The organism is Hydrogeniiclostridium mannosilyticum (genome assembly GCF_003268275.1).
Classification (GTDB): domain Bacteria; phylum Bacillota; class Clostridia; order Oscillospirales; family Acutalibacteraceae; genus Hydrogeniiclostridium; species Hydrogeniiclostridium mannosilyticum.
In genome coordinates, this window is sequence record NZ_QLYR01000001.1 from 264,713 (window position 1) to 291,158 (window position 26,446).

Consider the following 26,446-nt stretch of genomic DNA (forward strand, 5'->3'; position numbering starts at 1 on the left):
CCGTAGAAAGGAGCCGTTTTATGCCTTGTATTCAAACCACCGTGAATATTCCTTTGGAAAAAAACCAGCAGCAGCTTCTGAGGGAAAAGCTCGGAAAAGCTATTGCTATTATCCCCGGTAAATCCGAGCAATGGCTTATGCTCACATTCCATACAGATTGTACGATGTTTTTTCGCGGAAAAAGCGACGAACCCATGGCCTTTGTCGAGGTAAAAATTTTCGGAAAAGCTACAGACCGTTCCTATGACCAGCTCACAAAAGAGATCTGCAAAATTTATCAGGAGGTTCTGGGTATTTCACTGGACCATGTCTACATTAAATACGAAGAATGCAGCCATTGGGGTTGGAACGGCGCCAACTTCTAGCTTTTTTCCCCCGGAGCCCCCAAAAACGCCCAAAGGGCTGTTTTTAATCAGATCACGAACCCGTAAAAGCTCGGTAAATCTGGGCTTTTACGGGTTCTTTTCCGTTCTGGATTTTTACTCACACCACAAGCATTGCGTCGCCAAAACTGAAAAAACGGTATTTTTCTTCTACCGCAACATGATACGCGTTCATCGTATGCTCATAACCAGCAAAGGCAGAAACAAGCATGATCAGCGTACTCTCCGGAAGGTGAAAGTTTGTGATCAATCCATCCAGTACCTTGAACTCGTATCCTGGGTAAATAAAAATATCCGTCCAGCCCTCGCAGGCCTGAATCTTTCCCCCATTTGCTGAAGCAACGGACTCTAATGTACGGCAGCTGGTGGTCCCTACCGCTATTACGCGCTTTCCAGCTGCTTTTGCCGCGCGGATCGCCTCGGCTGCATCCGGATGCAGCGCGTAATGCTCGGAATGCATTTTATGCTCCTGTATATTGTCAACCTTTACAGGCCTGAAAGTCCCTAAGCCGACATGCAGCGTTACAAAGGCAACCTGTACCCCTTTATTCTTTATTTTTTCCAAAAGCTCCGGAGTAAAATGAAGTCCTGCCGTTGGCGCGGCCGCAGACCCTACCTCATGTGCATAGACATTCTGATAACGCTCGTTATCCTTGAGCTCCTCTGTAATATAATGCGGAAGCGGCATTTTTCCAATCTGATCCAAAATCTCATAAAAATTTCCATTGTAGCTGAACTGAACAAGGCGGTTGCCGTCTTCAACAACCTCAAGCACCTCGGCCTTCAGCAGGCCGCCGCCAAAAACAAACGTTGCGCCAGGGCGCGCTTTTTTACCCGGGCCGGCCAGCACTTCCCAAATATCGTTCCCGCGCGGAGTCAGCAGCAAAAACTCTACCCGCGCGCCGGTACCCTCTTGGGTTCCGTAAAGGCGGGCAGGCAGCACACGAGAATCATTCAATACCAAACAATCCCCCGGCTCAAGATAGTCAACAATATCATAAAAATGCCGGTGGCCCACGCTGCCAGTCTTTTTATTGAGAACGAGCAAACGCGAAGCATCCCGGGGTTCAACCGGTATTTGTGCAATAAGCTCCTTCGGGAGCTGATAAAAAAAGTCGCTTCTCTTCATGAATGTTTTCAATGTATCATTACTGCCTTTCTGTTTTATGTCCGTACTATAATCCAATTGACATTTCCATATACACATGCTAAAATATAGAAAATTCAATAGCATAGATAGAGGCGCGGATTTCAAGAGTAAGCATGTTGAGGCTTGCCGGAGCCGGTGAAGCATGGTAAAAGGGAAAGCCGCCGAAGAGGACAGTTGGCAGCTGTTTTCTGGGCACTGGCGCGAAAGCACAGTGACTGTCATCATTTTATTATGATGGGGCGCTATCGGGGAACTTCACCGGTTGGTGGAAACCGAACGCTTTTATTATATTAAATTGACGGCCGGTTTTCAACCGGTTTTTTGCTATTTAATAGCTCCTGTGAACCAATATTTCTTTTAGAGCATAAGCTAATTATTAAACGGAGGTATAGAATTATGAAAAAATATCGTGTAGGCATCATCGGTGCAACCGGCATGGTTGGGCAACGTTTTGCCACCATATTGGAAAACCACCCTTGGTTTGAGGTCGCCGCCTTGGCCGCCAGCGCGCGTTCCGCGGGTAAAACCTATAAAGATGCCGTGGGCAGCCATTGGCTGATGACCGTGCCTATGCCTGCAAAAATGGAGAATATGGTAGTGTTAAACGCCGAGGAAGACGTCAAAAAAGTAGCGGATTGCTGTGACTTCGTCTTTTGCGCCGTTAACATGAAAAAGGATGAAATAAAAGCCCTGGAGGAGCTCTATGCTAAGGCCGAATGTCCGGTTATGAGCAACAACAGCGCAAACCGAGGCACCCCGGACGTTCCGATGATTATCCCAGAAATCAATAGCGATCACGCACAGGTCATTGAGGCTCAGCGTAAGCGCCTGGGGACTAAGAGGGGCTTTATTTCTGTTAAGTCCAACTGTTCCCTGCAAAGCTATGTGCCTGCTATTCATCCCTTAATGGAGCTTGGCGTTACCAAAGTGCTCGCCTGCACCTATCAGGCGATTTCCGGCGCAGGGAAAACTTTTGCAACCTGGCCGGAGATGGTGGACAACGTTATCCCGTTTATCGGCGGCGAAGAAGAAAAGTCGGAAAACGAACCGCTGAAGATCTGGGGACATATCGAAAACGGCCAAATTGTCAACGCTTCCACACCCTCCATCACTTCACAGTGCCTGCGTGTACCGGTTTCTGACGGGCACACCGCGGCTGTTTTTGCTTCGTTTGAAAAGAAGGCTGAAATGGAAGAAATTATTGCAAGATGGGAAAACTATAAAGGAGAACCCCAGAAGCTTGGCCTACCCAGCGCACCCAAACAATTCCTGCACTACTTCCGCGAGGACGACCGGCCGCAGTCCAGGCTGGATAGGAATCTGGAAAACGGAATGGCTGTATCCATCGGCCGTCTGCGTCCAGATACACAATACGACATAAAATTTGTCTGTTTATCTCACAATACACTGCGTGGCGCTGCCGGCGGCGCCGTCCTGATGGCAGAGCTTCTCTGCGCAAAGGGTTATATAGACTGAATAAATTTTAATTTTAAGAGGATCCTTTCGATTTCTTCTTTAGGAGGCTTACAATGAAGAAGACTATATTTACAGGCTCGGGTGTGGCAATTGTAACCCCGATGCACGAAGACGGGTCCGTTAACTATGACGTTCTTGAAAGGCTGATCGAATTTCATATTGCTAACGGAACCGACGCAATTATCGCCTGCGGAACAACGGGCGAATCCCCTACCCTGAATCATCAGGAGCACACGGAGGTCCTGCGTTTCACCATTAATAAGGCCGCAGGCCGGCTGCCCGTAATAGCGGGCTCCGGCAGCAACGACACCGCCTATGCACTGGAGCTCTCCTTAGAAGCACAGCGAATGGGCGCCGATGCATTGCTTATGGTAACTCCCTATTACAATAAAACCTCTCAAGCAGGGCTTATCCGCCACTTCACTTATATCGCAGACCGGGTGCAGGTTCCGATTATCCTTTACAATGTCCCCTCGCGTACGGGTTGCAATATTAAGCCGGAAACCTATCTTGAATTATCCAAGCATCCCAATATTGCTGCCGTTAAGGAAGCAAACGGGGATATTTCATCCGTGGCCCAAACCATTGCGTTGTGCGGGGATGCGCTTGACGTCTATTCCGGCAACGACGACCAGATTGTACCATTCATGTCCGTGGGTGGCAAGGGTGTTATTTCCGTGTTTGCCAACGTTCTTCCACAGGAAATGCATAACATCTGTGCGGATTGCCTGAAGGGGGATTACGCGAGAGCCTCTTCCTCCTTCCTGCATTATTTGGAATTGATGCAGGCGTTTTTTATGGATGTAAATCCCATTCCAATCAAGGAAGCCATGAACCAGATGGGGTACCAGGCCGGCCCCTGCCGGCTTCCGCTGGCAGAGATGTCTGCTGCTGCTAAAGATAAACTGGCGGCCGTTTTGAGAAAATACAAATTACTCTAATCTAAGTCGTATATTGAACTAAATTGAAGCTGACGAAAGGTTTGGATGTATCAATGACAAGGGTTATTATCAGTGGTTGCAATGGTAAAATGGGTAAGGTTGTGGCGGAATGCATTTCCGCCCGTAATGATTGTGAGGTTGTGGCCGGTATTGACATAACAGGAGGCGCTGCGGATTTTCCGGTGTTTTCCAAGCCGGACGAGGATTTGCCCGAGGCAGATGTTTTGATTGATTTTTCGCACCCCAGCCTCTTGTCCCCCCTGCTTCAGCTAGGCAAAAAACGCCGCATGCCATTGGTTCTGTGCACAACAGGCTACAGCCCCAATCAGGTGCAGGATCTAACAGATTCCGCTAAAGAAATCCCTGTTTTCTATTCCCGAAACATGTCCCTTGGCATCAATTTGTTAATAGAGTTAGCAAAAAAGGCCGAGCAGGTATTGGGCGGTAGTTTTGATGTTGAAATCATTGAAAAACACCACAATCAAAAAATTGATGCGCCCAGCGGTACAGCCCTAATGCTGGCCGACGAAATTGCCGATGCCGGCACAAACAAGCCTTACCACTACATGTACGACCGTCATTCTCAACGAAAAAAGCGCGAACCTAACGAAATTGGTATTCATTCTATCCGCGGCGGAACGATCGTCGGTGAGCACGATGTCATTTTTGCCGGGCGCCATGAGGTGATTACACTGTCGCATTCGGCGCAATCCAAGGAGGTTTTTGCTTCCGGCGCCGTAAACGCCGCTGTATTCCTGGCAGCTCAGCCGGCAGGGCTTTATGATATGTCCGATTTATTAAAGGACTGAAAGGGGATGTCCATGTGAATCCAATTGTTACATCGTCTGAGGATATAACCTTAATTACTTTACAAAATTGTCCCTCCTCCATTGTATTTGGAGCTAAAATTTTTTCCAGCATCGCCGAAAACGGCGTAAACGTCGATATGATATCACAGGCGCCCTCGCACGGGGACCTGTCTGAGCTATCATTTACGATCGATGACGAAGATATGGGAAAAATCCTGACAATCATCTCCACTCTGAAGGAGCAAAACGAGATCAAGGCAAGCGTCAGCAGTGGAAATTGCAAGATCAATGTTTACGATGACAAGATGAAGGATACGCCCGGTGTGGCAGCAAAGGTGTTTACAGCCGCAGCCGGATTGAACACGGATATTCGGGTTATTACCACCTCTGATGTGGATATTTCCATTTTAGTTACACAAGCTGATTTTCAAGAGACCTTGGCCGCAATTGAGGCCGCACTGAACCATTAACACTCAGATAAAATAAGCTTTAAAAAGCTTCTGCCGGATCCGGTCAAACGGAGTCCGCCGCAGAAGCTTTTTTGACTGAATTATCAGTTATGCCCTTCATATAAAGTGTGTTAACAATACATCATCACTTTTCCACCAATTCAAGGGCTTGTAAGACTTAGAAAGTACAGGCTCTACCACGGGTATTCGCATCGGTAACTGAAATGTGCTGTGTGTTTTACTTCATTTTTTATCCTGCCAAAAACCTCCTTGCTCTTTCATAATGCGGCTGCCAAACCGTCTCGATTGTAGCATGGAGGTTTTATTTGCCAAGCCTTTTTTACTTGCCCTTAGTAGTACCAAGAGTTTTGTTAAGCTTAAAGGCAACAATAGAAAATCGGAACGAGCGTAACTCGTTCCGACATGTAAAGCTGGTATAAAAAAGATCGGCTTTAAAAATTAGAGTAAAGACTTGAACGTTCCCATTGAAAACTTGTTATATAGTTTTGAATACCTCAAGTATATCATCACAATAATTACACACGGCTACGATTTCATCGCAGATAGGCTTCATTCTTTCTTTGTCTTTTATCACTTCCGGGGATAAGCTAAAACCGCCTTCCATGTCAATCAAAGTAGAAAACCCTTTGCCATTCTGTAAATCATATAAGGAAATTAGTCTTTCGATAACTGTCAATTCTGGATTCAAATCCCATGCTTTTTTTAAAAATCGATTGCGCAAACATTTGTGCCTAGCATACAAAGATATGTTCCATGCATATTCCAACACGAAAACTCGGGGCACCCATGAGTATACCATACCTTATCATAAGGATTCGCCGCGACGTGGTACCGATGTTCATAACGAAACTGGAGAAATAAAAATCCGAGTGTCCATATAGACACTCGGACTGGAAGGGTACTACGAAAAAGATGCAGCTGCCCTGCGTCCCCGCAAAAGGTTGGTAGTGAGCCAAAGCCGTCGTGAGCGCGTTTACAAGCGAACAGGCGACGCGAACGCGACCTTTTGCGGAAAAGGAGGAGCAGCGGAATGAGTACGCTCTGACTTTTGAAAAAAGTCGGAGCAAGCGATATGCAGCTTGCTCCGACGTGGTGCTGGTGACCGGACTTGAACCGGTATGGTGTTTCCACCGAGGGATTTTAAGTCCCTTGCGTCTGCCGATTTCGCCACACCAGCAAATACCAACTAAATTTAAAACCGCAGTGAAGCGGTTAGATAATTCGGTTAGTATTATAGCACGGTACGGCGGCAAATGCAAGCTCTTTTTAAAGATCGTCAGCGTCCTGAACAGGCTCTAGGCCGTCAAGCGGCGTTCCCGTGTAGCTTCCTGACACATCGGACAGAATTCCCTCCCAGCTGTCCATCCCTGAAAGCGCTGCCGAAACCTGCAGCGCTTTCTCCGTTGGCGCCTGAGATGACCTGTTTGAAAAATCCTTCTTGTCAGCCAAAATCATCCTCTCCTCTCACTAATAGCATATCCCGCCTACCGCCATAATATCATCGGTAATAAATTGAACTTGTAAGCAGGTTCTGCCAATGATATAATGACAATGAAACAATCGTAATTGCTCAGCTTTTAAACAGAACAAGAGGGTTATTCTTTATGGAGCAGCAATCTTTTTTCGGTAATTTTAAGCAAAACAATCCGCTTGCCAGCCGGCTTCGCCCGGAAACTCTGGATGATTTTTGCGGTCAGCACCATCTGCTGGGCCATGGAAAGATCCTGCGCCAGCTGATTGAAAAGGACCAAATATCTTCTATGATTTTCTGGGGCCCGCCCGGTGTCGGCAAAACGACACTGGCCGGTATTATTGCTAAACGGACAAAGGCGGAGTTTATTAATTTCAGTGCCGTTACCAGCGGTATTAAAGAAATCAAGGAGGTAATGGCCAAAGCCGAGGCGCGCCGTTATATGGGCGAAAAAACAATTGTTTTTGTCGATGAAATCCATCGTTTCAACAAGGCCCAGCAGGATGCCTTTCTTCCTTTCGTCGAAAAAGGAAGCATTATTCTGATTGGTGCTACAACAGAAAATCCTTCCTTTGAGGTAAATTCGGCGCTACTTTCACGTTGTAAGGTTTTCGTGCTACAGGCCCTGACCAGCGACGATATTGTCCGGCTTCTGCATAATGCTTTAAAGAACCCCCAGGGCTTTGGTACGCAGCAAATTCTGATCGGCGAGGATATTCTTTTTTCTATTGCCGAATTTTCCAACGGCGATGCACGTGTCGCGCTGAATACGCTGGAAATGGTGATTATCAACGGCGATGTCAGCAGGGATGGAATTTCTGTCTCTGCAGAAACGCTGGAGCAGTGCATCAATAAGCGTTCCCTTCTATATGATAAGCATGGCGAGGAACATTATAACCTGATTTCAGCCCTTCACAAATCCATGCGCAACAGCGATGCCGATGCCGCCGTCTACTGGCTTGCCCGGATGCTGGAGGCCGGGGAGGATCCGCTTTATGTTGCCCGCCGGTTGATCCGCTTTGCCAGCGAGGACATCGGCATGGCGGACAGCCGGGCGCTGGAAATTGCGGTTGCCGCTTACCAGGCCTGCCATTTTAACGGCATGCCCGAATGCGATGTCAACCTTGCCCATGCGGTGATCTATCTTTCTGTAGCGCCAAAATCCAACACCGCGATGGGCGCCTATCTCGCGGCTAAGGAAGATGCCATGAAAATGCTGGCAGAGCCTGTTCCTCTTGTTATTCGCAACGCGCCCACCAAACTGATGAAAGAGCTCCATTATGGAGAACATTATCAATATGCACATGATTTTGAGGATAAAATTACGGCCATGCAATGCCTCCCTGACGCCCTGGTAGACCGAAAGTATTACCAGCCCACTGAACAAGGCTCCGAGGCAAAGGTGAAAAGGCGGGTAGCGGAAATAGAAGCCTGGCGCAAAAGCCACCGCTGAATCATCAAACCGATATAAAGTGAGAGAGGCTCCTTTTATGCCCCTGATTACCGCCGCTCTCTTTTTCATCCTGACGACCGTACTGTCACAATACTATTTCTTCATATAGCACCTTATTTTTAAAGACTGCCTGCACCTCCGTGGGCGTTATGCGCTCACTTTGGGCCGTCTTCAAAAAGCGGATGTCCTTGCTGGACTCGTCTTTTGCGCACTTCTTTTATGCATAGCGGCAGATGTCATTCTTGAACGCCGCTTCGTCGTTGGAATGCTTGCATTTCTCTACGGGCGCCTTTTTGAGCCGCGCTTCTTCAGCTTGCCCGGCCGCAGTGGACCATTTTGCTTCTTTGGGTGGTTCTCTATAGCAGCGCCATCCTCCTTTTCCGCAAATATATTCCACAGTTGGGAAACAGATTTCTTCCCTTCATGGTTTATCCGGCCATTCTGCTGGGCATGCTTTCACTGGCGCTGCCCTTTATGCTGCACAATACCGGCAGCTGGCTTATTTGCCGCCGGAGCTCTCCTTTTTTCTGCTCCGGCCTGCTGCTTGCACACAATCTCACTACAAAGAACCGCCCAACGGCGAAGCCATCTGGTTATGCAACTGGTACGAACCTGTTATTTTCTTACTCGCGCTTAGCGTATTTTATCGATAAGTTTCATATTAGTGGAACATAAACGCTTGAATTGGAGGTCTGATCTATGAAACTGGCAGAATTGCTCAAGGGCCTTGACTACACCTGCACCGCAGGCTTGAATATCACTATCGACGATATTGTCTACGACTCACGAAAAACAGGTCCTGGGCGGGTGTTCGTCTGCCTGAAGGGAAGCAACACCGACGGCCATGCGTTCGCTGCTCAAGCCGCAAAGGCGGGGGCCGCTGCGATTGTTGCGGAGGATAAAATCGAGGCAGCCGGCGCTCCAGTGGTCTACGTCCCCAGTACCCGGCTTGCACTGGCAGCCATGAGCGCGACGCTGTTTCGCCACCCTACCCGGGAGCTGCTAATGGTTGGCATTACCGGTACAAAAGGAAAAACCACCTGCGCCTACATGGTGCGTTCCATTTTAGAAGCGGCCGGAATTAAGACCGGCATCATCGGGACCATCGGCATAACCGCCGGGGACAATACGCTCCAAACAAACAATACCACGCCTGAATCCTACGAAATTCAAAAGGCGCTCCGTTGGATGGCTGACCAGGGATGCAAGGCCGCTGTTTTGGAGGCTTCCTCCATAGGCCTGCGCGATCACCGTCTGGCTTCAGTCCCCTTTGATGTTGGCCTTTTCACCAACTTTTCGGAAGATCATATTGGCGGGGCCGAGCATAAGGATATGAAGGAATATCTTGCCTGTAAAAGCCTTTTATTCCGCCAATGCAAAACCGGCGTTGTCAACCTTGACGATGCCAACTGGAAAGGCGTGCTGGAGGGGCACACCTGCAATTATACGACCTACGGTTTTGCCAGAGAGGCTAAGATCCGCGCCGAAAATGAAACGCTTATCAGCCGTCCGGGTTATTTGGGCGTTCATTTCGACCTTGAAAGCGAGGATGAGGCCTATGGGGTGGATGTCGGCATTCCAGGGAAATTCAGCGTTTACAATGCGCTTGCCTCCATCAGCGTGTGCAGGCTTTTAGGCTGCAGCCAGGAGGCGATTCAACAGGGCTTGAAAAATGTGAAGGTGAAGGGACGGGTCGAGCCCGTTCCCGTCCCCGGCGACTACACCCTGCTGATTGATTACGCCCACAACGCCGTGAGCATGGAGAGTATTTTGCGGACCCTGCGGGAATATCACCCTACCCGTCTTGTCTGCCTGTTCGGAGCGGGCGGAAACCGTTCCCGTACCCGGCGCTATGAAATGGGCGAGGTTAGCGGAAGACTCGCGGATCTTTCCGTTATTACCGCGGATAATTCCCGATTTGAGGATGTAATGGATATTATTCAGGATATTTTGGTTGGCATGAAGAAAACCGATGGTAAGTATACCGTGATACCCGACCGTAAGGAGGCCATCCGCTACTGTATTCAGCATGCTCTGCCAGGCGATATCATCGTTTTGGCGGGAAAGGGCCATGAGGACTATCAGGAAATCAAAGGGGTCAAATATCATTTTGATGAACGTGAGATTGTCGCGGACATTCTTGCCGAATAAAAATAGATGGGAGAAACAAGCGCATGAAGTTAACCATAGCAGAAATTGTGCGAGCCTGTAACGGTAAATTATTGAGCGGCGACCCGCAAACAGAGATTACGTCCGTTAGCACCGACAGCCGGAAAATTTCACCCGGCACGCTTTTTGTTCCAATCCGGGGGGAACGAGTCGATGCACACATGTATATTCCCGCAGTCTTTGCCGCGGGCGCCGCAGCCACCCTGACGCAAAACCACACAGCCGTTGCGGACGATGAGCAAGCCCGGATCGCCGTAGAAAGCACCGAAAGAGCGCTACAGGAAATCGCCTCCTATTACCGGGAGCGTTTCTCTATTCCAATTATCGGCATCACCGGCAGTGTTGGAAAAACCACTACTAAGGAAATGGTCGCGCTTGCGCTCTCCTCACAATGGAACACCATGAAAACCTCCGGCAACCAAAACAGCCAGATCGGGCTTCCGCTAACCTTATTTCAACTGGAGCACGAGCACGAGGCCGCCGTCATCGAAATGGGTATGAGCTACCCCGGAGAAATGGCTAACTTAGCAAAAATTGCACGGCCCATGCACGCGGTTATTACAAACATCGGGCTCTCTCATATCGAAAATCTGGGCAGCCAGGAACGGATATTAGCGGAAAAGTTACATATTACCGATGCCTTTACCCAGGACTCCATTCTTTACCTGAATGGCGATGACGTCCACCTTGCCGCGCTGCGTGAGCAACTGCCGCAGGTACGCAAGATCTACTTTGGCACCCAGCCATGGTGCGACTTTTGTGCACGAAACATCACAACAGGCGAAAACGGGTCCAGCTTTACACTCTATGCCTGTGGAACCTGTTATGATGTTAAGCTCCCAGTTCCCGGTACGCACAACGTATTAAACGCCCTAGCGGCCTTAGCCGTTGTCAAGGGACTGGGCGGCAGTCTGCACAAGGCGCAGGAAGCTCTCACTCATTACCAGCCGCCCGCTATGCGGCAGCAAATCCATCGTGCTAATCAGATTACCATTATTGACGACTCTTATAATGCAAGCCCTGACGCCATGAAAAGCAGCCTCGACCTTCTGGCCTCCTTTCCCGGCCGTCACATCGCCGTTCTCGCCGACATGCTTGAATTAGGCGCTATGGAACAGCAGGCTCACACGGAAACCGGCGCCTATGCCGCTGCTAAAAAAATAGATCTCCTTATCGCCATCGGGCCGCGGGCCAAGGCCTATGCCGCGGGCGCTAAGCAGGCAAATCCAGAACAGCCTGTCGCGCATTTCGAGTCCAATCAGGAGGCCTGCATATTTCTGCGCTCTTTCCTGACCGCGGGTGATGTTATGTTGGTAAAGGGGTCGCGCGCTATGAAAACCGATGAGATTGTGAAAGCTTTTTTATAAATCGGGAAATATTCCCGCTAAGTTTTTACAGGGGCACAAAACCTTTAGTATGCTTTACTACTTAGCTTGATAGCACTACAATAAAATCCCTCTGAGCGCCTACGGCGCTCAGAGGGATTTACCTGTTTCAAGTAATTTTTGCGTATAAAAAGGGTGAGCATACTCATATTCATACAGACCATCAAATACTATATGAAAGAATTCGATTCACATCCATGTAATTATACCGGCATTTAAAACAGCTTTCTGCCCAACAGCCGCCACTGCTTTGCTTCATTCTCCTCCGGCGTCAGATTTTTAATAATGACTATGCCGGAAATCAGCAAACAGGCATAAACAATAAAAATATTGATTTTCAGCAGGTAAGCCGCCGCACATAAAACAAAAAAGGAGACGATTGTTCGCAAACGATGTGGGTTGATAACTAAAACCAAGGAGAAAAACAAATAAGAAGCGGCTAAAATCAACACGACATAGCTATAAGGCAGGAGGGCGAGCAAAACGCCGAAAGCTGTCGCAATCGCTTTTCCGCCTTTTCCCTTTTTCCAAGGCGAAAAAGCGTGTCCGGCCACCGGGGCTGCAATCAGCAGAGAAAACAGCACCCCTGTGCGTTCAAGCTGCTGCGCCGCAACAAACACTGGGACAAACCCTTTCCCAACGTCACACAGCAGACAGACGCTACCCATGCCTACACCTGCATATTTCATTGCGTTCGCCGTTCCCGGATTATGGTCCCTGCTGTACTTTGTTACATCCACATGGCAAAAAATTTTAGGCAGGAGCCAGCTGTATAGGATGCTCCCTGACAAAAAGCCAATGATGATAAAAAAAACATATCGATCCAACAGAAACTCCCTTCTTTCTTTATCGCTTGTGCACCTCGATGTAATCGCAAATACCATCGCCGGCAAATGCGTTGATCTCTCTGCGCTGAGCCTCCAGCATCTTTTGTCTGACAGGTTCTTCCTCCGTCAGGCTTTTGACCAGGCTTTCCAGCTCCCCCATATTCCTCAGGCAAAAAGAAAGGCCTCTGCTGCTGAAAAAATCGGCGTTGATTGTTTCGCACCCGGGAATAGGGGACGTATGAATCAACGGTACGTTTCGCACCGCCGCTTCTGTGCTTGTCAACCCGCCCGGCTTAGTGAACAGCACATCGCAGGCCTGCATATAGCGGTCCACCTCACGGGTAAAATCCAACACCAGTACTCGGGGTTCATCTGCGTAACGGCGCCGAAGCTTTTCCTTCAATTTCGTGTTGTTTCCGCCCATTACAATAATCCGGTCATCATCGCCGCATAAAGGGAGCAAGCCGTCGGACAGCACCTGCACGTTTCCAAACCCCATGCTTCCTGTCATAACCAAATAAATGCGGCGAACCCCCGAAAAATTCAGTATAGTCCGGGCATGCGCCCTATCCGCCGGCAGTGAAAAACGTTTTGAAACCGGGATCCCGGTCGGGATCAATTTATTTCTCGAAATACCCCGCCGGATAAATTCCTCTGTTAAATCCTCATGCGGAATAAAATAACCGTCCAGTTCGGTTTCCTCCCAAAACGGGATACAGGCATAATCCGTCGCCACCGCATATAGCCTTACATCTTCCAATTTATGCTTTCTGCGCAGGTAGGTCACTGCTTCAGCCGGAAAAAGATGCGGCATAACTACGGCATCAAACTTCTGCTGGACAATATATCGCCCCAATCGGTTCGCATAGCGAATATTGGCACCGTAAACGACCGATTTGTGTTTGTCTGAACTAATTTTTCCACCAGCATAATAAGCCAAGCCGAAAATAGCCGGTGAATGAGTGGCCAGCTTGATATAAGCATTGGAAACAATCCTGGAGGTTTTTTTGCTGGCAAACTCCAGCGCATCCCGCATCTCGCAGGTATAGCCTCTGTCTGAAAAATACTCAACAAGCGCTTTCCCCGCCGTGTTATGCCCCTGCCCCGTATTGCAGGATAAAATCAGGACTTTCATCTTTCACCCCCGTCAACTCACGGGTCCTTTCGCGACATTCAACCCGGCTGACCTGCGCAATTAATCCAAATGCTCCAGGTCAACCTCATATTGGGATTCAAACGCGTTTTGCTTTTCTGCCTCGCTCTTGTATTTTGAGACCAGGGCCGCCGACTTTTTAACAGGCTGAAGGGTTCCTGCACCGGCTACACAGCCACCCGGACAGGCCATGCCCTCCAATAAGTAGCCGTCATATTTACCGGCCCTGGCCAGCAGCAACAGTTTTTTGCAGTCTTTCAGGCCCTCTGCCGAAACCACCTTGACCTCGCGCTGCGGGTCCATCCGCTTAACAGCGTCCACAACGGCCTGGGCAACGCCACCGCTGACGGCAAAGCCGCGTCCTGCCGCGGTGCCCTCCCTAAAGGGCTGCCCCTCCGCCAGCTTGGCAATATCTATATTCTTAGCTTCAAACATCCCCATCAGCTCTTCAAAAGTCAAAACAAAATCCACGTCACTGCGGACGCTTCTGCGGCTGGCTTCCAGCTTTTTAGCCGCGCAGGGACCAACAAATACAACCTTACAGCCCGGATGCTTTTTCTTCATCAGGCGTGCTGTTAAAACCATTGGGGTTAAAGCCATTGAAATATACGGCGCCAGATCCGGGAATAACTTCTTTGCCATAACCGACCAAGAAGGGCAGCAGGAGGTCGCCATAAAGGGCTGCTCCTTCGGCACCGCCCGCATAAAGTCTTTAGCCTCGTCAATCGTACACAAATCAGCGCCGATGGCAACCTCCGCGACACTGTGGAACCCCAGCTCCTTCATCGCGGTTTCCAGCTTTCCCGGAGTCATGGCCGGGCCGAATTGCCCGACAAACGCCGGCGCTACGATGGCGATGACCTTGTCACCCTTTTTAATTGAATGAATCAGCTGGAAAATCTGCCCCTTATCCGCAATGGCGCCAAACGGGCAATTTACCAAGCACATGCCGCAGGATACGCATTTATCATAATCAATCGCAGCGCGCCCCTGATCATCGCTGCCGATGGCATCCATCCCACACGCCTTTGCGCAGGGCCGTTCCAGCTTGATGATAGCGCCGTAGGGGCACACATCCATACATCTGCCGCATTTGACACATTTTTCCTGGTCGATCACCGAACGCCCGTGCTCAATGGTAATCGCATTTTTAGGGCACACCTCTTTACAAGGATGCGCCAAACAGCCCTGGCAGCAATCCGTCACATGCACCTGTGTCGTCGGGCAGGCATTACATGCAAACTTAATGATGTTGACAAGCGGCGGATCATAGTATTTTTCTGCAATAGCGCTCTCGTTAACGCCCTGGGACACCGGAGCGTGCTCGTCAACAGGACGGAGCGGCAGGCCCATTGCTAAACGCAGCCGCTCGCCGACAATGGCTCTTTCAAGAAAAATTGAATCACGGTACTTAGCCACTTCACCAGGTACAATTTTATAGGGCAATTCCTCCACCCGGGAATAATCTCCTCCCTCATAGGCCAGGCGGGCTACCTCCGTGAAAACCTTTCGTCTGATGTCCGTTACAGAAGAATAAATTCCCCTCATGTTCTAAATCCTTTCCGCTTATGCTGTTATAATCTGATCTATTTTCTATTGATAATTATTTAACAATTCTTCTTTTTTGTCAAGCTCTATTCTCATAACCAATATACATTTTACTCATACTTTACACTTTTACACCATACATATTCCCTTTATAAAGCAGCCACCATCCGTTTTCCCTCTGTAGCCGGCGTTAATGGCAAAAACGCAGCTCCAAAAGTTTCACTTTTTCCCGGGTTAACAGCCAGCTTTTATTTCATGCACATAATTTCCACAGGAGACTACCGTCTCGAAAATACCCGCCGCGCCACCAGGAGGCTTCCCTGCGACAAACCTTTGTGTTTGTTGCCATTATAACACAGATTCTTAATTTCTACAAATATTCTTCCCTCAAAAACGTAAAATTACCCCTGTTTTTGCACGTTCTCCGCCACTGAAGCTCTTCTTCCATTTCCCCTCAAAAGCTCCATTGTAATGCCATATTAAATAAAAAAATTTCAAAAAGACTCTTTACAAAACAGGCAAAAGGTGGTAGTATAAAAACATCAAATCAATAACTATTATCATTATTATTTTTCAAGGTGCAAACGATGGAAAAAAGACAAAATTACAGCCGAAAGAGGGAAGCGATTTTAAACACTGTGCGGCACACTACTACACACCCGTCCGCCGAATGGGTTTACCATCAATTGAAACCGCTCTACCCGGATTTGAGTCTTGCGACTGTCTACAGAAACCTTGCACAATTTAAAAAAGACGGCATCATTGTCAGCGTAGGCACCGTAAATGGCCAGGAACATTTTGATGGAGACATTACCCCTCACCACCATTTCATTTGCAAAAAATGCGGATGTATTCTGGATATTCCCGGACCAAGCACGGCCGCCATTGACGCTCTTTTCACCTTAAAGCACACGGCTCTAACCGTGGAACGCTGCGAGGTTACCTATTACGGCCTTTGCCGCCAGTGTAAACCCGAGTAAAAAGCTTTGGCTTTTTCATAAACTTATTAAACATCGGAGGTAAAAATCATGAAAAAATTTGTTTGTTCTGTTTGCGGTTATGTTTATGAAGGTGAAATGCCCCCCGAGTTCTGCCCGCAGTGCAAAGCCCCCAGAGAGAAATTTGTTGAGCAGCAGGGTGAAATGTCTTGGGCTGCCGAGCATGTTGTCGGCGTAGCTCAGGGCGCCAGCGAAGACATCATGGCCGACCTGCGCGCTAATTTCCAGGGCGAATGCTCCGAGGTCGGTATGTACCTGGCTATGGCCAGAGTAGCTCATAGAGAGGGTTATCCCGAAATTGGCCTCTATTGGGAAAAGGCCGCTTACGAAGAGGCCGAGCATGCCGCTAAATTCGCAGAGCTTCTGGGCGAGGTCGTTACCGACAGCACCAAGAAGAACCTTGAAATGCGGGTCGAGGCTGAAAATGGTGCTACCGCTGGCAAGTTCGATCTGGCAAAGCGTGCAAAGGCCGCTAATCTCGACGCCATTCATGACACTGTTCATGAAATGGCCCGCGACGAGGCTCGCCACGGCAGAGCGTTCGAGGGCCTGCTGAAGAGATATTTCGGCAAATAAAAAACGGCTTAAATACTGAGCTTTTCGAGACACCTGTCATTTTGGCAGGTGTCTCTTTTTGACCTGAAAAGACGCCGGGCTTTCTCAAAGCAAGAGAAAATCCGGCGTCTTTTGTTGACAGAAGCAGCTCACAAAGGCCTTAGGCCTCATAATCCGCAGCAATCCGTGCACTGGTATTTTTTTTAATGCAATCCTTAATTGCCAGATGCGCCGGGTGGACCTGATAGCCCTCCAAAGCTTCTTTTGAAGTAAATTTGCAGCATAACACCAAAGGGTAATCGCTAGCCTCATAGGTCAAGCCCAGTTCTATCTCCATAAGGCCGTCTACCAAGCCGATCAGGGCCTTAAATTTGCTCTGCAGATCCGCAACAAAGCCCTGCAAGTTGCTGTTTTTGGCTTCATCCGTTAATTTCCACATTACGATGTGTCTAATCATGTTTACGGCTCCTTTCCAAATTCAAAATGTTCAGCCCGGTTTCCGGGTCAAAGCGCCGGTCCAAATCCATGTCAAAACGAGTGATAAAAACCTCGCAGGTAGCGCTGACAACCGCCTCCTTAAGGTGCCCGCCGCGCAGCTCCCCATATTCATCCGCAAAAGCTGCATGGACATGCAAATAAACCCTTCCCTCCATCCGGGAAACGTTACCGGTCAGAGAGACCAGCTCATATTCCCCCTCTAAAACGTTTGCATGAAACGCCTGCTGCGCTACCTTATATAAACCGATTTCCGCATAATTTACCGCGCCAATAGCCGACAGTCCCGCAGCCGAGACCCCTTCCTGCTCACAGACGGCAGCGATAGATGCCAGTAGGCTTTCGCCACGGTCCAGCCGGCAGGCAATCATGTTCTGCGTACACTTGTATTTCATTGAAAATCCCCTCTTAACTGCATAGAGCTTTCGCCGTTCTCTCTACGTGCCGCATTTTACCTGGTGCCTTTTAGGCTTTACCAGGAAATTATGATTTAGTATAGCACAAGAATCCCCAAAAATAAAGATCTTGCCATGCATAACCTTCACCTGCCTGCCGATTGAAGGACACCGCTTATTGCATTACCCTCCTCGTTTCTTTCTCCAAAATACAAATCACAAGGATCATTTTTCACTGGTCAACCAGAATCTTTTAGGCTATAATAGAGATAAAATTGATTTGATTCGTGCGTAATCATTTTGGGATAGAGGCGAAATTCATGCAATATCATATTGCTATCTGTGACGACGAGCAGGTTGAAAGAAAGTATTTGTCGCAGCTGGCCGCTCAGTGGGCTGCCGGCCGCTGCCTTTACAGCCAAATTGATGCCTTTGAAAGCGCTGAACAGTTTTTATTTGCCTATCGGGAGGATATTTCTTACGACATTCTTCTGCTCGATATTCAAATGAAAGGTCTGGACGGCGTAACACTGGCAAAGGAGATCCGTAAAACAGACACACATGTACAGATTGTTTTTATTACTGGGCTGCCGGATTTCATCGCAGAGGGATATGAGGTATCCGCACTTCATTATCTGATGAAACCCATTCAGCCGGAAAAGCTATGGTCCGTACTCGATAAAGCGCAGAAAAACCTGAATAAAACCGAAAAATCCCTACTCATTTCCTCCGGAGGCGAAAACCTTCGTATTCCAATCGGGGATATTCTGGTGTGCGAAAGCTACGGCCACACAACGACGATTACCGCAAAAAACGGATCCTATGAGGTGCGGCAGAGCCTTACCGAGCTGGAGCAGCAGCTTGGCCCCTCCTTTGTCCGCTGCCACCGTTCTTACATCGCGGGCCTGCGCCATATCCACCGTATTACAAAAAATGAGGTTATTTTGGATGGCGGAACCGCACTCCCGCTGTCCAGACGGTTATACGACCCCGTCCATCAAGCGTTTATCAATTATTTTAAGGGGATATCGTGATGGGATTATTCAATTTATTCTTTGGGCGGATGATTGACAAACGAATTTCCGCCTATCAAAATGATTTGATTACCAAGCATTGCAATGAGGTGGAAAATATCTACAGGCAGATGCGCGGCTGGCGGCATGACTACCACAACCACATCCAGGCCATGAAGGCCCACCTTGCCCTCCGGCAAATCGATGAACTGGCTGAATACCTGGGGAAACTAGATGAAGATTTAACCACCGTCGATACCGTTCTGAAAACCGGCAACGTGATGGTCGACGCGATTTTAAACAGCAAAATCTCCCTCGCGCTTTCCCGCAGGATTCATGTCAATGCCAAGGCAACCGTCCCCGCACAGTTGAAAATATCGGAAATTGACCTTTGCGTCATCATCGGCAACCTGCTCGACAACGCCGTGGAGGCTTGCCTGAAGCAGGAGTGTCCAGAGGACCGCTTTATCCGCGTTTATATCGGTCTTTTAAAGGATCAGCTCTATCTTTCAATCTCTAATTCCGCCGGCGGCGCCGTCAAAAAGAGCGGGAGGCTTTACCTTTCCACCAAGGATTCGGACTCTCATGGCTTTGGGCTGCTGCGCGTGGATCGGATTGTCGAAAAATACGCGGGTTATCTCAACCGTCAGAATGAAGAGGGCGTTTTTGCCACGGAGATCATGCTGCCGCTATGAATAAAAACCGTTCGTGCCATCTATTCAACCATTCGTGCAAAAATCAACATATCCGACGCCTCCTGTGCTATTCTATAAGCAGCTGCAAAGGAGGCGTTTTGTATTGAAGGAAAAAAATAAAAAACCGGCCTATAGTATGGGTAACAATTTAAAATTTATTTTACACAGGTTTTGGGCCTGCAACCCCAAATTGACGGTCGCCCTTTTTATAAGGGCGCCTTTGCTGGTGGTTACCTCTTATCTGGGAATTTATCTTTCCAAGGAGGTTGTCGCCGCCGTAACGGCGGGCTACTCGCCGGAACAGCTTCTGCTGCTCATCGGCCTTATTAGCCTGGCCCTGTCGGCTGCATTGATTGCGGAAAAATACCTCTCCGCCGCGCTGTCAAAATTCATGATGGATTTCGACATTGACACCACGATCCCCATCTGGAACAAATGTGTTTATTGCGACTATGAAAACATAGAATCCGCCGACGGGCTCAACCGCTCGCATAAGGCCATGGAAAATACCGGCAGCGACAACAGCGGCGCACGCCTGATTGCCTCAACCCTATCCTCTGCCGCTTCCAATATCCTCGGTATTGTATCTTATGCAGCGCTATTGTTCACATTGAGCCCCTGGATTCTGCTGACGCTGACCGTTACCACCCTCCTGGGCACCGCCATGCTTCAGCTTTCCGCCAAATGGAGCTACAGGAATAAGGATAACTGGAAGGCCCTGGACCGCAAGCTCGATTATCTGAGAAACAGTGCCGGAGACTTTACCCGGGCCAAGGATATCCGCCTATACGGCATGGGCAGCTGGCTCCGCGATGTATTCAACAGCACGCTTTTTTCGCGAATGAAATGGGTTAAAAAGGAAAACCTTTACGCTTTTAAAATGGACAGCCTGCGAGCGCTGCTGTCCCTAATCCGGGATGCCGTCTCCTATGGTTTGCTTGTCTATTTGCTGTTTGCCGAAGATATGGGCGCTGCTGAGTTCATTTTGTATTTCGGCATCATCGGGGGATTTTCCGCCTGGCTTGACGGGCTTATCAATGATTTCTATAGCCTAAGCCGCTTTCACCTCGGCTTTTGCGAGCTGCGCGAATTTCTTGACTACCCCGACACGGCTAACCACGGCCCCGGCATTCCCTTGCCGCAGGATACATTTCGCATTGAATTTAAAAATGTCAGCTACCGTTACAGCGGCAGTGACAAATATGTAATTGAAAACCTGAGCTTCACCATCCATAAGGGTGAGAAGCTGGCCATTGTCGGCCTAAACGGAGCCGGCAAAACAACGCTTGTCAAGCTGATGTGCGGCTTATACACACCGGCTGCGGGAGAAATCCTGATCGACGGCCACCCGGTCAACGCCTATAATCGGGAAGAATTTTTCACATTGTTTTCCGCTGTTTTTCAGGATATCTTTCTTCTCCCCCGTTCCATTGCCTGCAATGTCTCCGCCGCTGCCGACGGACTGGATGACCGGGAAAAAGTGCTGCGTGCGCTGAAGCTTTCCGGCCTGGAAGATAAAATTGCCGCCCTGCCCAAGGGAGCGGACACCCTGCTGGTCAAAAGCGTATATGAGGATGCCATTGACCTCTCCGGCGGCGAAATCCAAAAGCTGGCGCTGGCCCGCGCCTTATACAAAAACGGTAAGGCGCTGATTCTGGATGAGCCCACCGCTGCGCTGGACCCCATTGCTGAAAGCAACATTTATGCCGAATATAATAAAATGGCCGCCGGGCGCACCGCTGTCTTTATCTCCCACCGGCTGGCCAGCACACGCTTCTGCGACCGGATTTTCTTTTTCGAAAACGGCCGGATTGCGGAATCCGGCACCCATGAGGAGCTGATGGCCGCCAAGGGAAAATACAGCGAAATGTTCGAGGTCCAAAGCCACTACTATAAGGAAGGAGTAACAGAAAATGACGCTTAAAGAGAAAATCCGCCTTACAGCGCGGGGCTATCGTTCCCTTCACGAGCTCGTCCCCGGTCTTATGCTTACTATTTGCAGCAGGGCTCTGCTGGCTGCTTTCTCCCCGTTCATCAACATTTTCTTATCCGCGCTTATCATCAACGCGCTCGCACAGGGGCAATCCTTCCAACAAATTCTGTCTCTCATTTTTTTAACCGTTCTATTAAATGTAGGCGCTTCCCTGCTCTCCTCCGGCCTATCCCGCCGCCAATCGTTTTTCTTTTATAAGTTCTGGCTGGTTGCTGAACAGCCGCTGAACGAAAAGGTACAGCAAATGGACTATGAGCTGGTAGAAAACCCTGAAATCCACCTGAAGAAGCAGCAAATTATTACTCTGCGCAATGCCAACGGCCTCGGCTTGCCGCGTCTAATCTGGTGTACCGAGGGGCTCATTCAAGGGGCTGCATCCGTTATTTTCTCGGTTTCCCTCCTAAGTACCGCTTTTACACTTTCCTATTCGACAGACCCGGGCGGCTGGTCCTTTCTATATTCCCCCTGGTCCATCGTGCTTATTATCGCGCTTATTGCCCTCAATATCATGCTGAATACTTTCATAACAAAAAAAAGCATTAAAAAATTCATGGCATTTTCCTCCGAGTTTGTCCCCTTAAGCCGCCTGTCAGGGTACTATTTCCAATCCCTTTCTCAATACAACGCCGGCAAGGATATGCGCATCTATGCCCTCAATCAGATTTCGTTGAAGGAGTTCCAGAACGCCTTTTTAGGCATCAACAAAACAATGGGAAAGCTCTGTAAATTTCAGGCCCGGTATGACAGCGCCGTCGCCGTCTCCAGCACTGTACTGTCCGGCCTGATATATGCCTTTGTTGCGCTCAAGGCCCTGTTCGGCAGCTTCGCGGTCGGCAACATCGTTCAATATGTGGGCAGCCTTTCCAAACTCGGCTCCGGCGTTACTTCCCTCATGAATAATTTGGCCCTGCTCAACGCAAACGCCGACACCCTCAGGCTCTTCTATGAGTTTACCGATATGCCCAGCGTCAAATATCAGGGTACACTGCCAGTCGAAAAGCGCAATGACAATGAATACGAGCTTGAATTTCACAACGTTTCCTTTCGCTACCCCGGCAGCGATGCCTATGCGCTTAAAAATTTGAGCTTGAAGCTGCGTGTTGGCCAGCGAATGGCTGTCGTCGGCATGAACGGCAGCGGTAAAACCACGATGATTAAGCTGCTCTGCCGGCTCTACGACCCCACCGAGGGCCGCATTACACTCAACGGGATCGATATTCGGAAGTACGATTACAGCGAATACCTGTCCATCTTTGGGGTGGTTTTCCAAGATTTCAAGCTGTTTTCATTTGAGCTTGGACAAAATGTGGCCGCTTCCGTCGAGGTAGACGAGGGCAAGGCGGAGCACACCCTGCAAGAAGCCGGCTTCGGGGTACGGATGTCCGCTATGGCTAAAGGGCTTCACACCCCGCTTTATAAGGATTTTGACGAGGACGGTGTGGAGATTTCCGGCGGCGAGGCGCAAAAAATCGCACTGGCCCGCGCTCTTTATAAAGAAGCGCCCTTCATTGTGCTCGACGAGCCCACCGCTGCCCTAGACCCCATCTCAGAATATGAAATTTACACCCGGTTCAATGAAATTGTCGGCGATAAAACGGCCGTTTTTATTTCTCACCGGCTTTCCTCCTGCCGCTTCTGCGATGATATTGCTGTTTTTAACAAAGGCGAACTCGTTCAGCGCGGAAGCCACGATGTGCTGTTGGCAGATGAAAAAGGGAAATACTATGAGCTCTGGCACGCACAAGCTCAATATTACACATAAAAAACAACTTCCATATAAAAAAGACAGCGGCAAAGTATCTCCGCTGTCTTTTTTATATGGAATGCCCAGAAGGTCTTAAACCTCTTTAACAAACTGAACTCGCCTTTCATAAAAAGGCCTTTTGTAAATAGCCTTATCTGATCGGCATTTGGTGCGGCTCCCGTTCCACAAAAACTGTAAAGTGGGAAAAACCCGCGCGCTCCAGCAATTCCAAGCCATGCTCCACACCGCCGGCAACATCCGCCCAGCGGTGCGCGTCTGAGCCTAGGGTCACAAATTTTCCGCCAAACTCCCGGAACCGTTTAATAATAGGATATCCGGGCATTGTCTTACCCAGTTCCTGCCTTAAGCCGGAGGTATTCACCTCCAACGCCTTATTTCCAGCAATTAACTTTTTTAAAATCCGGTCGATCTGGGGGATAAACGGTGAAATGTCAATATCTATATGATGCTCTCCAACTATATAGCGCAGCGGATAGGACAGATGCGCCAAAGAGTCAAAATTCCCCCATTCCACCATTTCCTCTACCTGTTGGTAGTACTCCCGAAGCAAACTATAAACCGTGTCCTTTTTCATATGGCTGTAGTCCAGCTCATAAAAATCTTTTTTACCCTTCAGGTTATGCAATGAAGCAAGTACAAAGTCGAAATCACAGGCTGCTAAAATATCTTCAGCGGCCTTAGGACCCTGCAGGGGCTGCCCCAATTCAATCCCGGCATAGACCTTTAATCGATTACGAAAGACGTCCGCAGCCCTTCTGGCCTCAAAATAGGACTGCCGGATCAGCCGGTCATAACCGGCCTTTTTGTAGTCCTGGCATTCACAGTGGTCCGTGATTGTGAGGGCAAACAACCCATGCCTGGCCGCCGATTCACACATCATAACGGCGCTATCGCTGGCATCGCTGGAACAGGCTGTGTGTACATGGCAATCGGAGAGATAACGGTATTTCATTTAAACGGCTGCTCCTATCTCTTTTATACAGAATAGACGTTGTTTCTTTAGTCAAATTATACCATAAAATTTTTAAAATAAAAACAGAGAGGATATCTGATGTTTTTGACCAACATCTCATCTTTTTGGATATTTTGTTGTGATTCCAGGCCGTTTTGCACCACTCACGAGAGAATATTGACAAATTAAATTTTAGAGTTCATAATAGATAAATAATAAATTAAAATTGTTAAAATACAGCCCTACAACCAGCCCGGAACAAGGGCCTTCCGGGTGTCTAACGGTCTAATAAAACAAGGCAGGAGGAGCTTTTATGCGTGCAATTATCACGGTTATCGGAAAAGATATGGTCGGTATTCTGGCAAAGGTATCAACCATCTGCGCGGAATATGATGTGAATGTGGTTGAGGTTACGCAGTCAATCCTACAGGATCTCTTCGCCATGATTATGATGGTTGACATTTCCAAGGCATCCATTCCTTTCAGCGAACTGGCTGACAGGCTTACCACAGTCGGCCAGGAAATGGGCCTCACCATCCACACGATGCACGAGGATATTTTCAACAGCATGCATCACGTATAAACTATATTACGGAAGGAGGACGCCGCATTGTTAAACTCCCATGATATATTGGAAACCATCAATATGATCGACAATGAAAACCTTGATATCCGCACCATAACCATGGGCATCTCCCTGCTGGACTGCGCGGACAGCGATATCAACGCCGCCTGCCGGAAGGTGTACGACAAGGTCTGCCGTTACGCGCAGAACCTGGTAAAAACCGGTGAGGCTATCAGCAAGGAATACGGTATTCCCATCATTCACAAGCGAGTCTCCGTAACCCCCATTGCCATGATTGCGGCGGCCTGCCCCGGCCATGAACCCATTGCCTTTGCACATGCCCTGGACCGGGCCGCCCGCGCCATCGGCGTCAATTTTATCGGCGGCTACAGCGCGCTGGTCCACAAGGGGTTCGGCCCCGGGGATTACAACCTCATCAAAAGCATACCGCAGGCGCTCAGTGAAACGGAGTTTGTCTGTTCGTCCGTTAACATCGGCTCCACCAAAGCCGGCATCAACATGGATGCCGTGGACAAAATGGGCCGGATTGTACTGGAAACCGCACAAGCCACTGCGGACCGTGACTGCATTGGCGCCGCCAAGCTTGTTGTCTTCTGCAACGCGCCGGAGGATAACCCCTTCATGGCCGGCGCCTTTCATGGGCCCGGCGAGCCCGATTGTGTGATTAATGTAGGCGTTTCCGGGCCCGGCGTTGTTCGCGCAGCTATTGCCAAGGCCGGTGACTGCGATATTACCGTCATTGCCGATACGATTAAGAAAACAGCCTTTAAAATTACGCGCATGGGGCAGCTTGTTGCGCAGGAGGCCTCCCGCCGTTTGTTCGTCCCCTTCGGTATTGTGGATCTCTCTCTGGCGCCGACCCCAGCGGTAGGCGACAGCGTTGCCTATATTCTGGAGGAAATGGGTCTGGAAAAATGCGGCGCACATGGCACGACAGCCTGCTTGGCGCTGCTTAATGATGCCGTTAAAAAAGGCGGGGTCATGGCCTCTTCCCACGTGGGCGGCCTTTCCGGAGCCTTCATTCCCGTGACGGAGGATGCCGGTATGATTGAGGCAGCGCGCTGCAAGGCGCTCTCTATCACTAAGCTAGAGGCCATGACTGCTGTCTGCTCTGTGGGGCTGGATATGATCAATATTCCGGGCGATACGCCGCCGGAGGTGATCTCCGCCATCATTGCCGACGAGGCCGCTATCGGTATGGTCAACTCGAAAACCACCGCCGTCCGCGTTATCCCCGCCATCGGTAAACATGCCGGTGATGAGCTGAACTTCGGCGGCCTGCTGGGAGGCGGCCCCATCATGGAGCTAAACCCCTATTCTCCGCAAAAATTCATCAAGCGCGGCGGACGCATTCCTGCACCTATGCAGAGTTTAAAAAATTGAAAACCGGTTAAAGCTAACCGAACAAAAACAGTTTTGTGATTGTCAAGAATTAGGAGGCGGGCACAGTGCAAAACCTGATTAAGGAAATTGTCGACATGGATAAAAAAGCTCGGGAAATAACCGATGCAGCCCAGGTCGAAAAGGTAAATTCAGAAAAGGAAACCGCCCAAAAACGGGAACAAATCCGGCAGGAATATTTGACACGCGCACGGCAGCGCATCCAAAAAAACGAGCCTATTGAACGGGAGGCCGCCGAAAAGGCCTGGACGGAAAAAGCCGCCTATTACAAGCAGCTTTCAGAGAAGCTGGAAAAAACTTACCGCGAAAACGGCAGCCAATGGGTAGCGGAGCTTGTTGCCCGTGTGACGGGAGAGTGATTAT

The 26,446-nt window shown here is 49.2% G+C and carries 26 protein-coding genes, 1 tRNA gene, 1 pseudogene and 1 riboswitch; of the genes and pseudogenes, 18 read left to right on the forward strand and 10 right to left on the reverse strand.

The window, feature by feature from the left end; translation table 11 throughout:
* Positions 1-20 precede the first annotated feature (20 nt).
* Positions 21-365, forward strand: a complete 345-nt coding sequence (locus tag DPQ25_RS01295; protein ID WP_112331370.1) for a phenylpyruvate tautomerase MIF-related protein — start codon at positions 21-23, stop codon at positions 363-365.
* 118 nt (positions 366-483) lie between these two features.
* Here DPQ25_RS01295 and queA read toward each other — a convergent pair whose 3' ends face one another.
* On the reverse strand, positions 484-1,512 hold the full coding sequence (gene queA, locus DPQ25_RS01300) for a tRNA preQ1(34) S-adenosylmethionine ribosyltransferase-isomerase QueA (protein ID WP_112331997.1): 1,029 nt from the start codon (positions 1,510-1,512) through the stop codon (positions 484-486).
* 100 nt (positions 1,513-1,612) lie between these two features.
* Positions 1,613-1,786: riboswitch (Lysine riboswitch) on the forward strand.
* 143 nt (positions 1,787-1,929) lie between these two features.
* Here queA and asd point away from each other — a divergent pair.
* Genes asd through DPQ25_RS01320 form a run of 4 tightly spaced genes read left to right on the forward strand, consistent with a single transcriptional unit; the run spans position 1,930 to position 5,229 of the window.
* A complete protein-coding gene (gene asd, locus DPQ25_RS01305) occupies positions 1,930-3,009 on the forward strand; it encodes an aspartate-semialdehyde dehydrogenase (protein WP_112331371.1) in 1,080 nt (359 codons plus the stop codon).
* A gap of 53 nt (positions 3,010-3,062) precedes the next feature.
* Positions 3,063-3,950 (forward strand): 4-hydroxy-tetrahydrodipicolinate synthase, encoded by an 888-nt coding sequence (gene dapA / locus DPQ25_RS01310; RefSeq protein ID WP_112331372.1) that lies wholly within the window; start codon positions 3,063-3,065, stop codon positions 3,948-3,950.
* 53 nt (positions 3,951-4,003) lie between these two features.
* Positions 4,004-4,759, forward strand: a complete 756-nt coding sequence (dapB, locus tag DPQ25_RS01315) for a 4-hydroxy-tetrahydrodipicolinate reductase (protein WP_112331373.1) — start codon at positions 4,004-4,006, stop codon at positions 4,757-4,759.
* A 14-nt stretch (positions 4,760-4,773) separates the two neighbouring features.
* On the forward strand, positions 4,774-5,229 hold the full coding sequence (locus tag DPQ25_RS01320; protein ID WP_112331374.1) for an ACT domain-containing protein: 456 nt from the start codon (positions 4,774-4,776) through the stop codon (positions 5,227-5,229).
* 475 nt (positions 5,230-5,704) lie between these two features.
* On the opposite strand, the gene DPQ25_RS14505 is transcribed toward DPQ25_RS01320, so the two are convergent.
* From DPQ25_RS14505 to DPQ25_RS01330, 3 genes are all read right to left on the reverse strand, one after another.
* A complete protein-coding gene (locus tag DPQ25_RS14505; RefSeq protein WP_207657286.1) occupies positions 5,705-5,950 on the reverse strand; it encodes a hypothetical protein in 246 nt (81 codons plus the stop codon).
* A gap of 369 nt (positions 5,951-6,319) precedes the next feature.
* Positions 6,320-6,406: transfer RNA gene (locus DPQ25_RS01325), tRNA-Leu, on the reverse strand.
* Between the two features lie 89 nt (positions 6,407-6,495).
* Complete coding sequence (locus tag DPQ25_RS01330; protein ID WP_146740508.1) at positions 6,496-6,678, reverse strand: hypothetical protein; 183 nt, start codon at positions 6,676-6,678, stop codon at positions 6,496-6,498.
* A 155-nt stretch (positions 6,679-6,833) separates the two neighbouring features.
* Between DPQ25_RS01330 and DPQ25_RS01335 the strand changes: the two genes are divergently transcribed.
* The 4 genes and pseudogenes from DPQ25_RS01335 (at position 6,834) to DPQ25_RS01350 (ending at position 11,689) form a co-directional block, all read left to right on the forward strand.
* Positions 6,834-8,153 carry a replication-associated recombination protein A gene (locus DPQ25_RS01335; protein WP_112331376.1) on the forward strand — a complete coding sequence of 440 codons (1,320 nt, stop codon included), beginning with the start codon at positions 6,834-6,836 and terminating at the stop codon, positions 8,151-8,153.
* 330 nt (positions 8,154-8,483) lie between these two features.
* Positions 8,484-8,828: pseudogene (locus DPQ25_RS01340) on the forward strand (lysoplasmalogenase family protein); the annotation flags it as partial.
* Between the two features lie 24 nt (positions 8,829-8,852).
* On the forward strand, positions 8,853-10,304 hold the full coding sequence (locus DPQ25_RS01345; protein ID WP_112331378.1) for a UDP-N-acetylmuramoyl-L-alanyl-D-glutamate--2,6-diaminopimelate ligase: 1,452 nt from the start codon (positions 8,853-8,855) through the stop codon (positions 10,302-10,304).
* Positions 10,305-10,327: 23 nt separating this feature from the next.
* Positions 10,328-11,689, forward strand: a complete 1,362-nt coding sequence (locus DPQ25_RS01350; RefSeq protein WP_112331379.1) for a UDP-N-acetylmuramoyl-tripeptide--D-alanyl-D-alanine ligase — start codon at positions 10,328-10,330, stop codon at positions 11,687-11,689.
* A gap of 233 nt (positions 11,690-11,922) precedes the next feature.
* Here the strand turns inward: DPQ25_RS01350 and DPQ25_RS01355 are convergent, their stop codons facing one another.
* The 3 genes from DPQ25_RS01355 to DPQ25_RS01365 are packed head-to-tail and all read right to left on the reverse strand — an operon-like array spanning position 11,923 to position 15,235.
* Positions 11,923-12,534 carry a glycerol-3-phosphate acyltransferase gene (locus DPQ25_RS01355; protein WP_177576783.1) on the reverse strand — a complete coding sequence of 204 codons (612 nt, stop codon included), beginning with the start codon at positions 12,532-12,534 and terminating at the stop codon, positions 11,923-11,925.
* Positions 12,535-12,553: 19 nt separating this feature from the next.
* Complete coding sequence (locus DPQ25_RS01360; RefSeq protein ID WP_112331381.1) at positions 12,554-13,669, reverse strand: MGDG synthase family glycosyltransferase; 1,116 nt, start codon at positions 13,667-13,669, stop codon at positions 12,554-12,556.
* 60 nt (positions 13,670-13,729) lie between these two features.
* Positions 13,730-15,235 carry a 4Fe-4S dicluster domain-containing protein gene (locus tag DPQ25_RS01365; protein WP_112331382.1) on the reverse strand — a complete coding sequence of 502 codons (1,506 nt, stop codon included), beginning with the start codon at positions 15,233-15,235 and terminating at the stop codon, positions 13,730-13,732.
* Between the two features lie 587 nt (positions 15,236-15,822).
* Here DPQ25_RS01365 and DPQ25_RS01370 point away from each other — a divergent pair.
* On the forward strand, positions 15,823-16,215 hold the full coding sequence (locus DPQ25_RS01370) for a Fur family transcriptional regulator (protein ID WP_112331383.1): 393 nt from the start codon (positions 15,823-15,825) through the stop codon (positions 16,213-16,215).
* A gap of 48 nt (positions 16,216-16,263) precedes the next feature.
* Positions 16,264-16,809 carry an NADH peroxidase gene (locus tag DPQ25_RS01375; RefSeq protein ID WP_112331384.1) on the forward strand — a complete coding sequence of 182 codons (546 nt, stop codon included), beginning with the start codon at positions 16,264-16,266 and terminating at the stop codon, positions 16,807-16,809.
* Positions 16,810-16,948: 139 nt separating this feature from the next.
* Here DPQ25_RS01375 and DPQ25_RS01380 read toward each other — a convergent pair whose 3' ends face one another.
* Together DPQ25_RS01380 and DPQ25_RS01385 are read right to left on the reverse strand one after the other, a co-directional pair.
* Entirely contained in the window at positions 16,949-17,245 is a 297-nt protein-coding gene (locus DPQ25_RS01380; protein ID WP_112331385.1) for a Dabb family protein, read from the reverse strand.
* Positions 17,238-17,678: a PPC domain-containing DNA-binding protein gene (locus DPQ25_RS01385; protein ID WP_112331386.1), complete on the reverse strand. Its 441-nt coding sequence runs from the start codon at positions 17,676-17,678 to the stop codon at positions 17,238-17,240. The genes DPQ25_RS01380 and DPQ25_RS01385 overlap by 8 nt, the downstream gene beginning before the upstream one ends.
* A gap of 320 nt (positions 17,679-17,998) precedes the next feature.
* Here DPQ25_RS01385 and DPQ25_RS01390 point away from each other — a divergent pair, with 320 nt between their 5' ends.
* The 4 genes from DPQ25_RS01390 to DPQ25_RS01405 all read left to right on the forward strand — a co-directional run bounded on the left by DPQ25_RS01390 (position 17,999) and on the right by DPQ25_RS01405 (position 23,141).
* Positions 17,999-18,712, forward strand: a complete 714-nt coding sequence (locus DPQ25_RS01390) for a LytR/AlgR family response regulator transcription factor (RefSeq protein ID WP_112331387.1) — start codon at positions 17,999-18,001, stop codon at positions 18,710-18,712.
* A complete protein-coding gene (locus DPQ25_RS01395) occupies positions 18,712-19,386 on the forward strand; it encodes a sensor histidine kinase (protein ID WP_112331388.1) in 675 nt (224 codons plus the stop codon). Before DPQ25_RS01390 ends, DPQ25_RS01395 begins: the two co-directional genes overlap by 1 nt.
* 103 nt (positions 19,387-19,489) lie before the next feature.
* Positions 19,490-21,310: an ABC transporter ATP-binding protein gene (locus DPQ25_RS01400; protein ID WP_112331389.1), complete on the forward strand. Its 1,821-nt coding sequence runs from the start codon at positions 19,490-19,492 to the stop codon at positions 21,308-21,310.
* Entirely contained in the window at positions 21,300-23,141 is a 1,842-nt protein-coding gene (locus tag DPQ25_RS01405; RefSeq protein WP_112331390.1) for an ABC transporter ATP-binding protein, read from the forward strand. The genes DPQ25_RS01400 and DPQ25_RS01405 overlap by 11 nt, the downstream gene beginning before the upstream one ends.
* A 133-nt stretch (positions 23,142-23,274) precedes the next feature.
* On the opposite strand, the gene DPQ25_RS01410 is transcribed toward DPQ25_RS01405, so the two are convergent.
* Positions 23,275-24,096, reverse strand: coding sequence for a histidinol-phosphatase HisJ family protein (locus DPQ25_RS01410; protein WP_112331391.1), 822 nt, complete (start codon positions 24,094-24,096; stop codon positions 23,275-23,277).
* Positions 24,097-24,409: 313 nt separating this feature from the next.
* Between DPQ25_RS01410 and DPQ25_RS01415 the strand changes: the two genes are divergently transcribed.
* The 3 genes from DPQ25_RS01415 to DPQ25_RS01425 all read left to right on the forward strand — a co-directional run bounded on the left by DPQ25_RS01415 (position 24,410) and on the right by DPQ25_RS01425 (position 26,442).
* The gene (locus DPQ25_RS01415) at positions 24,410-24,679 is read left to right on the forward strand and encodes an ACT domain-containing protein (RefSeq protein WP_112331392.1); all 270 of its coding nucleotides are present in this window, start codon (positions 24,410-24,412) and stop codon (positions 24,677-24,679) included.
* Between the two features lie 27 nt (positions 24,680-24,706).
* On the forward strand, positions 24,707-26,065 hold the full coding sequence (locus DPQ25_RS01420) for a PFL family protein (protein ID WP_112331393.1): 1,359 nt from the start codon (positions 24,707-24,709) through the stop codon (positions 26,063-26,065).
* 65 nt (positions 26,066-26,130) lie between these two features.
* On the forward strand, positions 26,131-26,442 hold the full coding sequence (locus tag DPQ25_RS01425; RefSeq protein WP_112331394.1) for a hypothetical protein: 312 nt from the start codon (positions 26,131-26,133) through the stop codon (positions 26,440-26,442).
* Positions 26,443-26,446: the final 4 nt, after the last annotated feature.

Excerpts from the sequence above, each read along its gene's own strand:
- DPQ25_RS01365 (WP_112331382.1), bottom strand. The coding sequence starts at position 15,235 with ATGAGGGGAATTTATTCTTCTGTAACGGACATCAGACGAAAGGTTTTC.
- DPQ25_RS01345 (WP_112331378.1), top strand. The coding sequence starts at position 8,853 with ATGAAACTGGCAGAATTGCTCAAGGGCCTTGACTACACCTGCACCGCA.
- DPQ25_RS01375 (WP_112331384.1), top strand. The coding sequence starts at position 16,264 with ATGAAAAAATTTGTTTGTTCTGTTTGCGGTTATGTTTATGAAGGTGAA.
- DPQ25_RS01335 (WP_112331376.1), top strand. The coding sequence starts at position 6,834 with ATGGAGCAGCAATCTTTTTTCGGTAATTTTAAGCAAAACAATCCGCTT.
- dapA (WP_112331372.1), top strand. The coding sequence starts at position 3,063 with ATGAAGAAGACTATATTTACAGGCTCGGGTGTGGCAATTGTAACCCCG.
- DPQ25_RS01410 (WP_112331391.1), bottom strand. The coding sequence starts at position 24,096 with ATGAAATACCGTTATCTCTCCGATTGCCATGTACACACAGCCTGTTCC.
- DPQ25_RS01395 (WP_112331388.1), top strand. The coding sequence starts at position 18,712 with ATGGGATTATTCAATTTATTCTTTGGGCGGATGATTGACAAACGAATT.
- DPQ25_RS01385 (WP_112331386.1), bottom strand. The coding sequence starts at position 17,678 with ATGAAATACAAGTGTACGCAGAACATGATTGCCTGCCGGCTGGACCGT.
- dapB (WP_112331373.1), top strand. The coding sequence starts at position 4,004 with ATGACAAGGGTTATTATCAGTGGTTGCAATGGTAAAATGGGTAAGGTT.
- DPQ25_RS01350 (WP_112331379.1), top strand. The coding sequence starts at position 10,328 with ATGAAGTTAACCATAGCAGAAATTGTGCGAGCCTGTAACGGTAAATTA.
- DPQ25_RS01415 (WP_112331392.1), top strand. The coding sequence starts at position 24,410 with ATGCGTGCAATTATCACGGTTATCGGAAAAGATATGGTCGGTATTCTG.
- queA (WP_112331997.1), bottom strand. The coding sequence starts at position 1,512 with ATGAAGAGAAGCGACTTTTTTTATCAGCTCCCGAAGGAGCTTATTGCA.
- DPQ25_RS01360 (WP_112331381.1), bottom strand. The coding sequence starts at position 13,669 with ATGAAAGTCCTGATTTTATCCTGCAATACGGGGCAGGGGCATAACACG.
- asd (WP_112331371.1), top strand. The coding sequence starts at position 1,930 with ATGAAAAAATATCGTGTAGGCATCATCGGTGCAACCGGCATGGTTGGG.
- DPQ25_RS01405 (WP_112331390.1), top strand. The coding sequence starts at position 21,300 with ATGACGCTTAAAGAGAAAATCCGCCTTACAGCGCGGGGCTATCGTTCC.
- DPQ25_RS01370 (WP_112331383.1), top strand. The coding sequence starts at position 15,823 with ATGGAAAAAAGACAAAATTACAGCCGAAAGAGGGAAGCGATTTTAAAC.
- DPQ25_RS01380 (WP_112331385.1), bottom strand. The coding sequence starts at position 17,245 with ATGATTAGACACATCGTAATGTGGAAATTAACGGATGAAGCCAAAAAC.
- DPQ25_RS01390 (WP_112331387.1), top strand. The coding sequence starts at position 17,999 with ATGCAATATCATATTGCTATCTGTGACGACGAGCAGGTTGAAAGAAAG.
- DPQ25_RS01295 (WP_112331370.1), top strand. The coding sequence starts at position 21 with ATGCCTTGTATTCAAACCACCGTGAATATTCCTTTGGAAAAAAACCAG.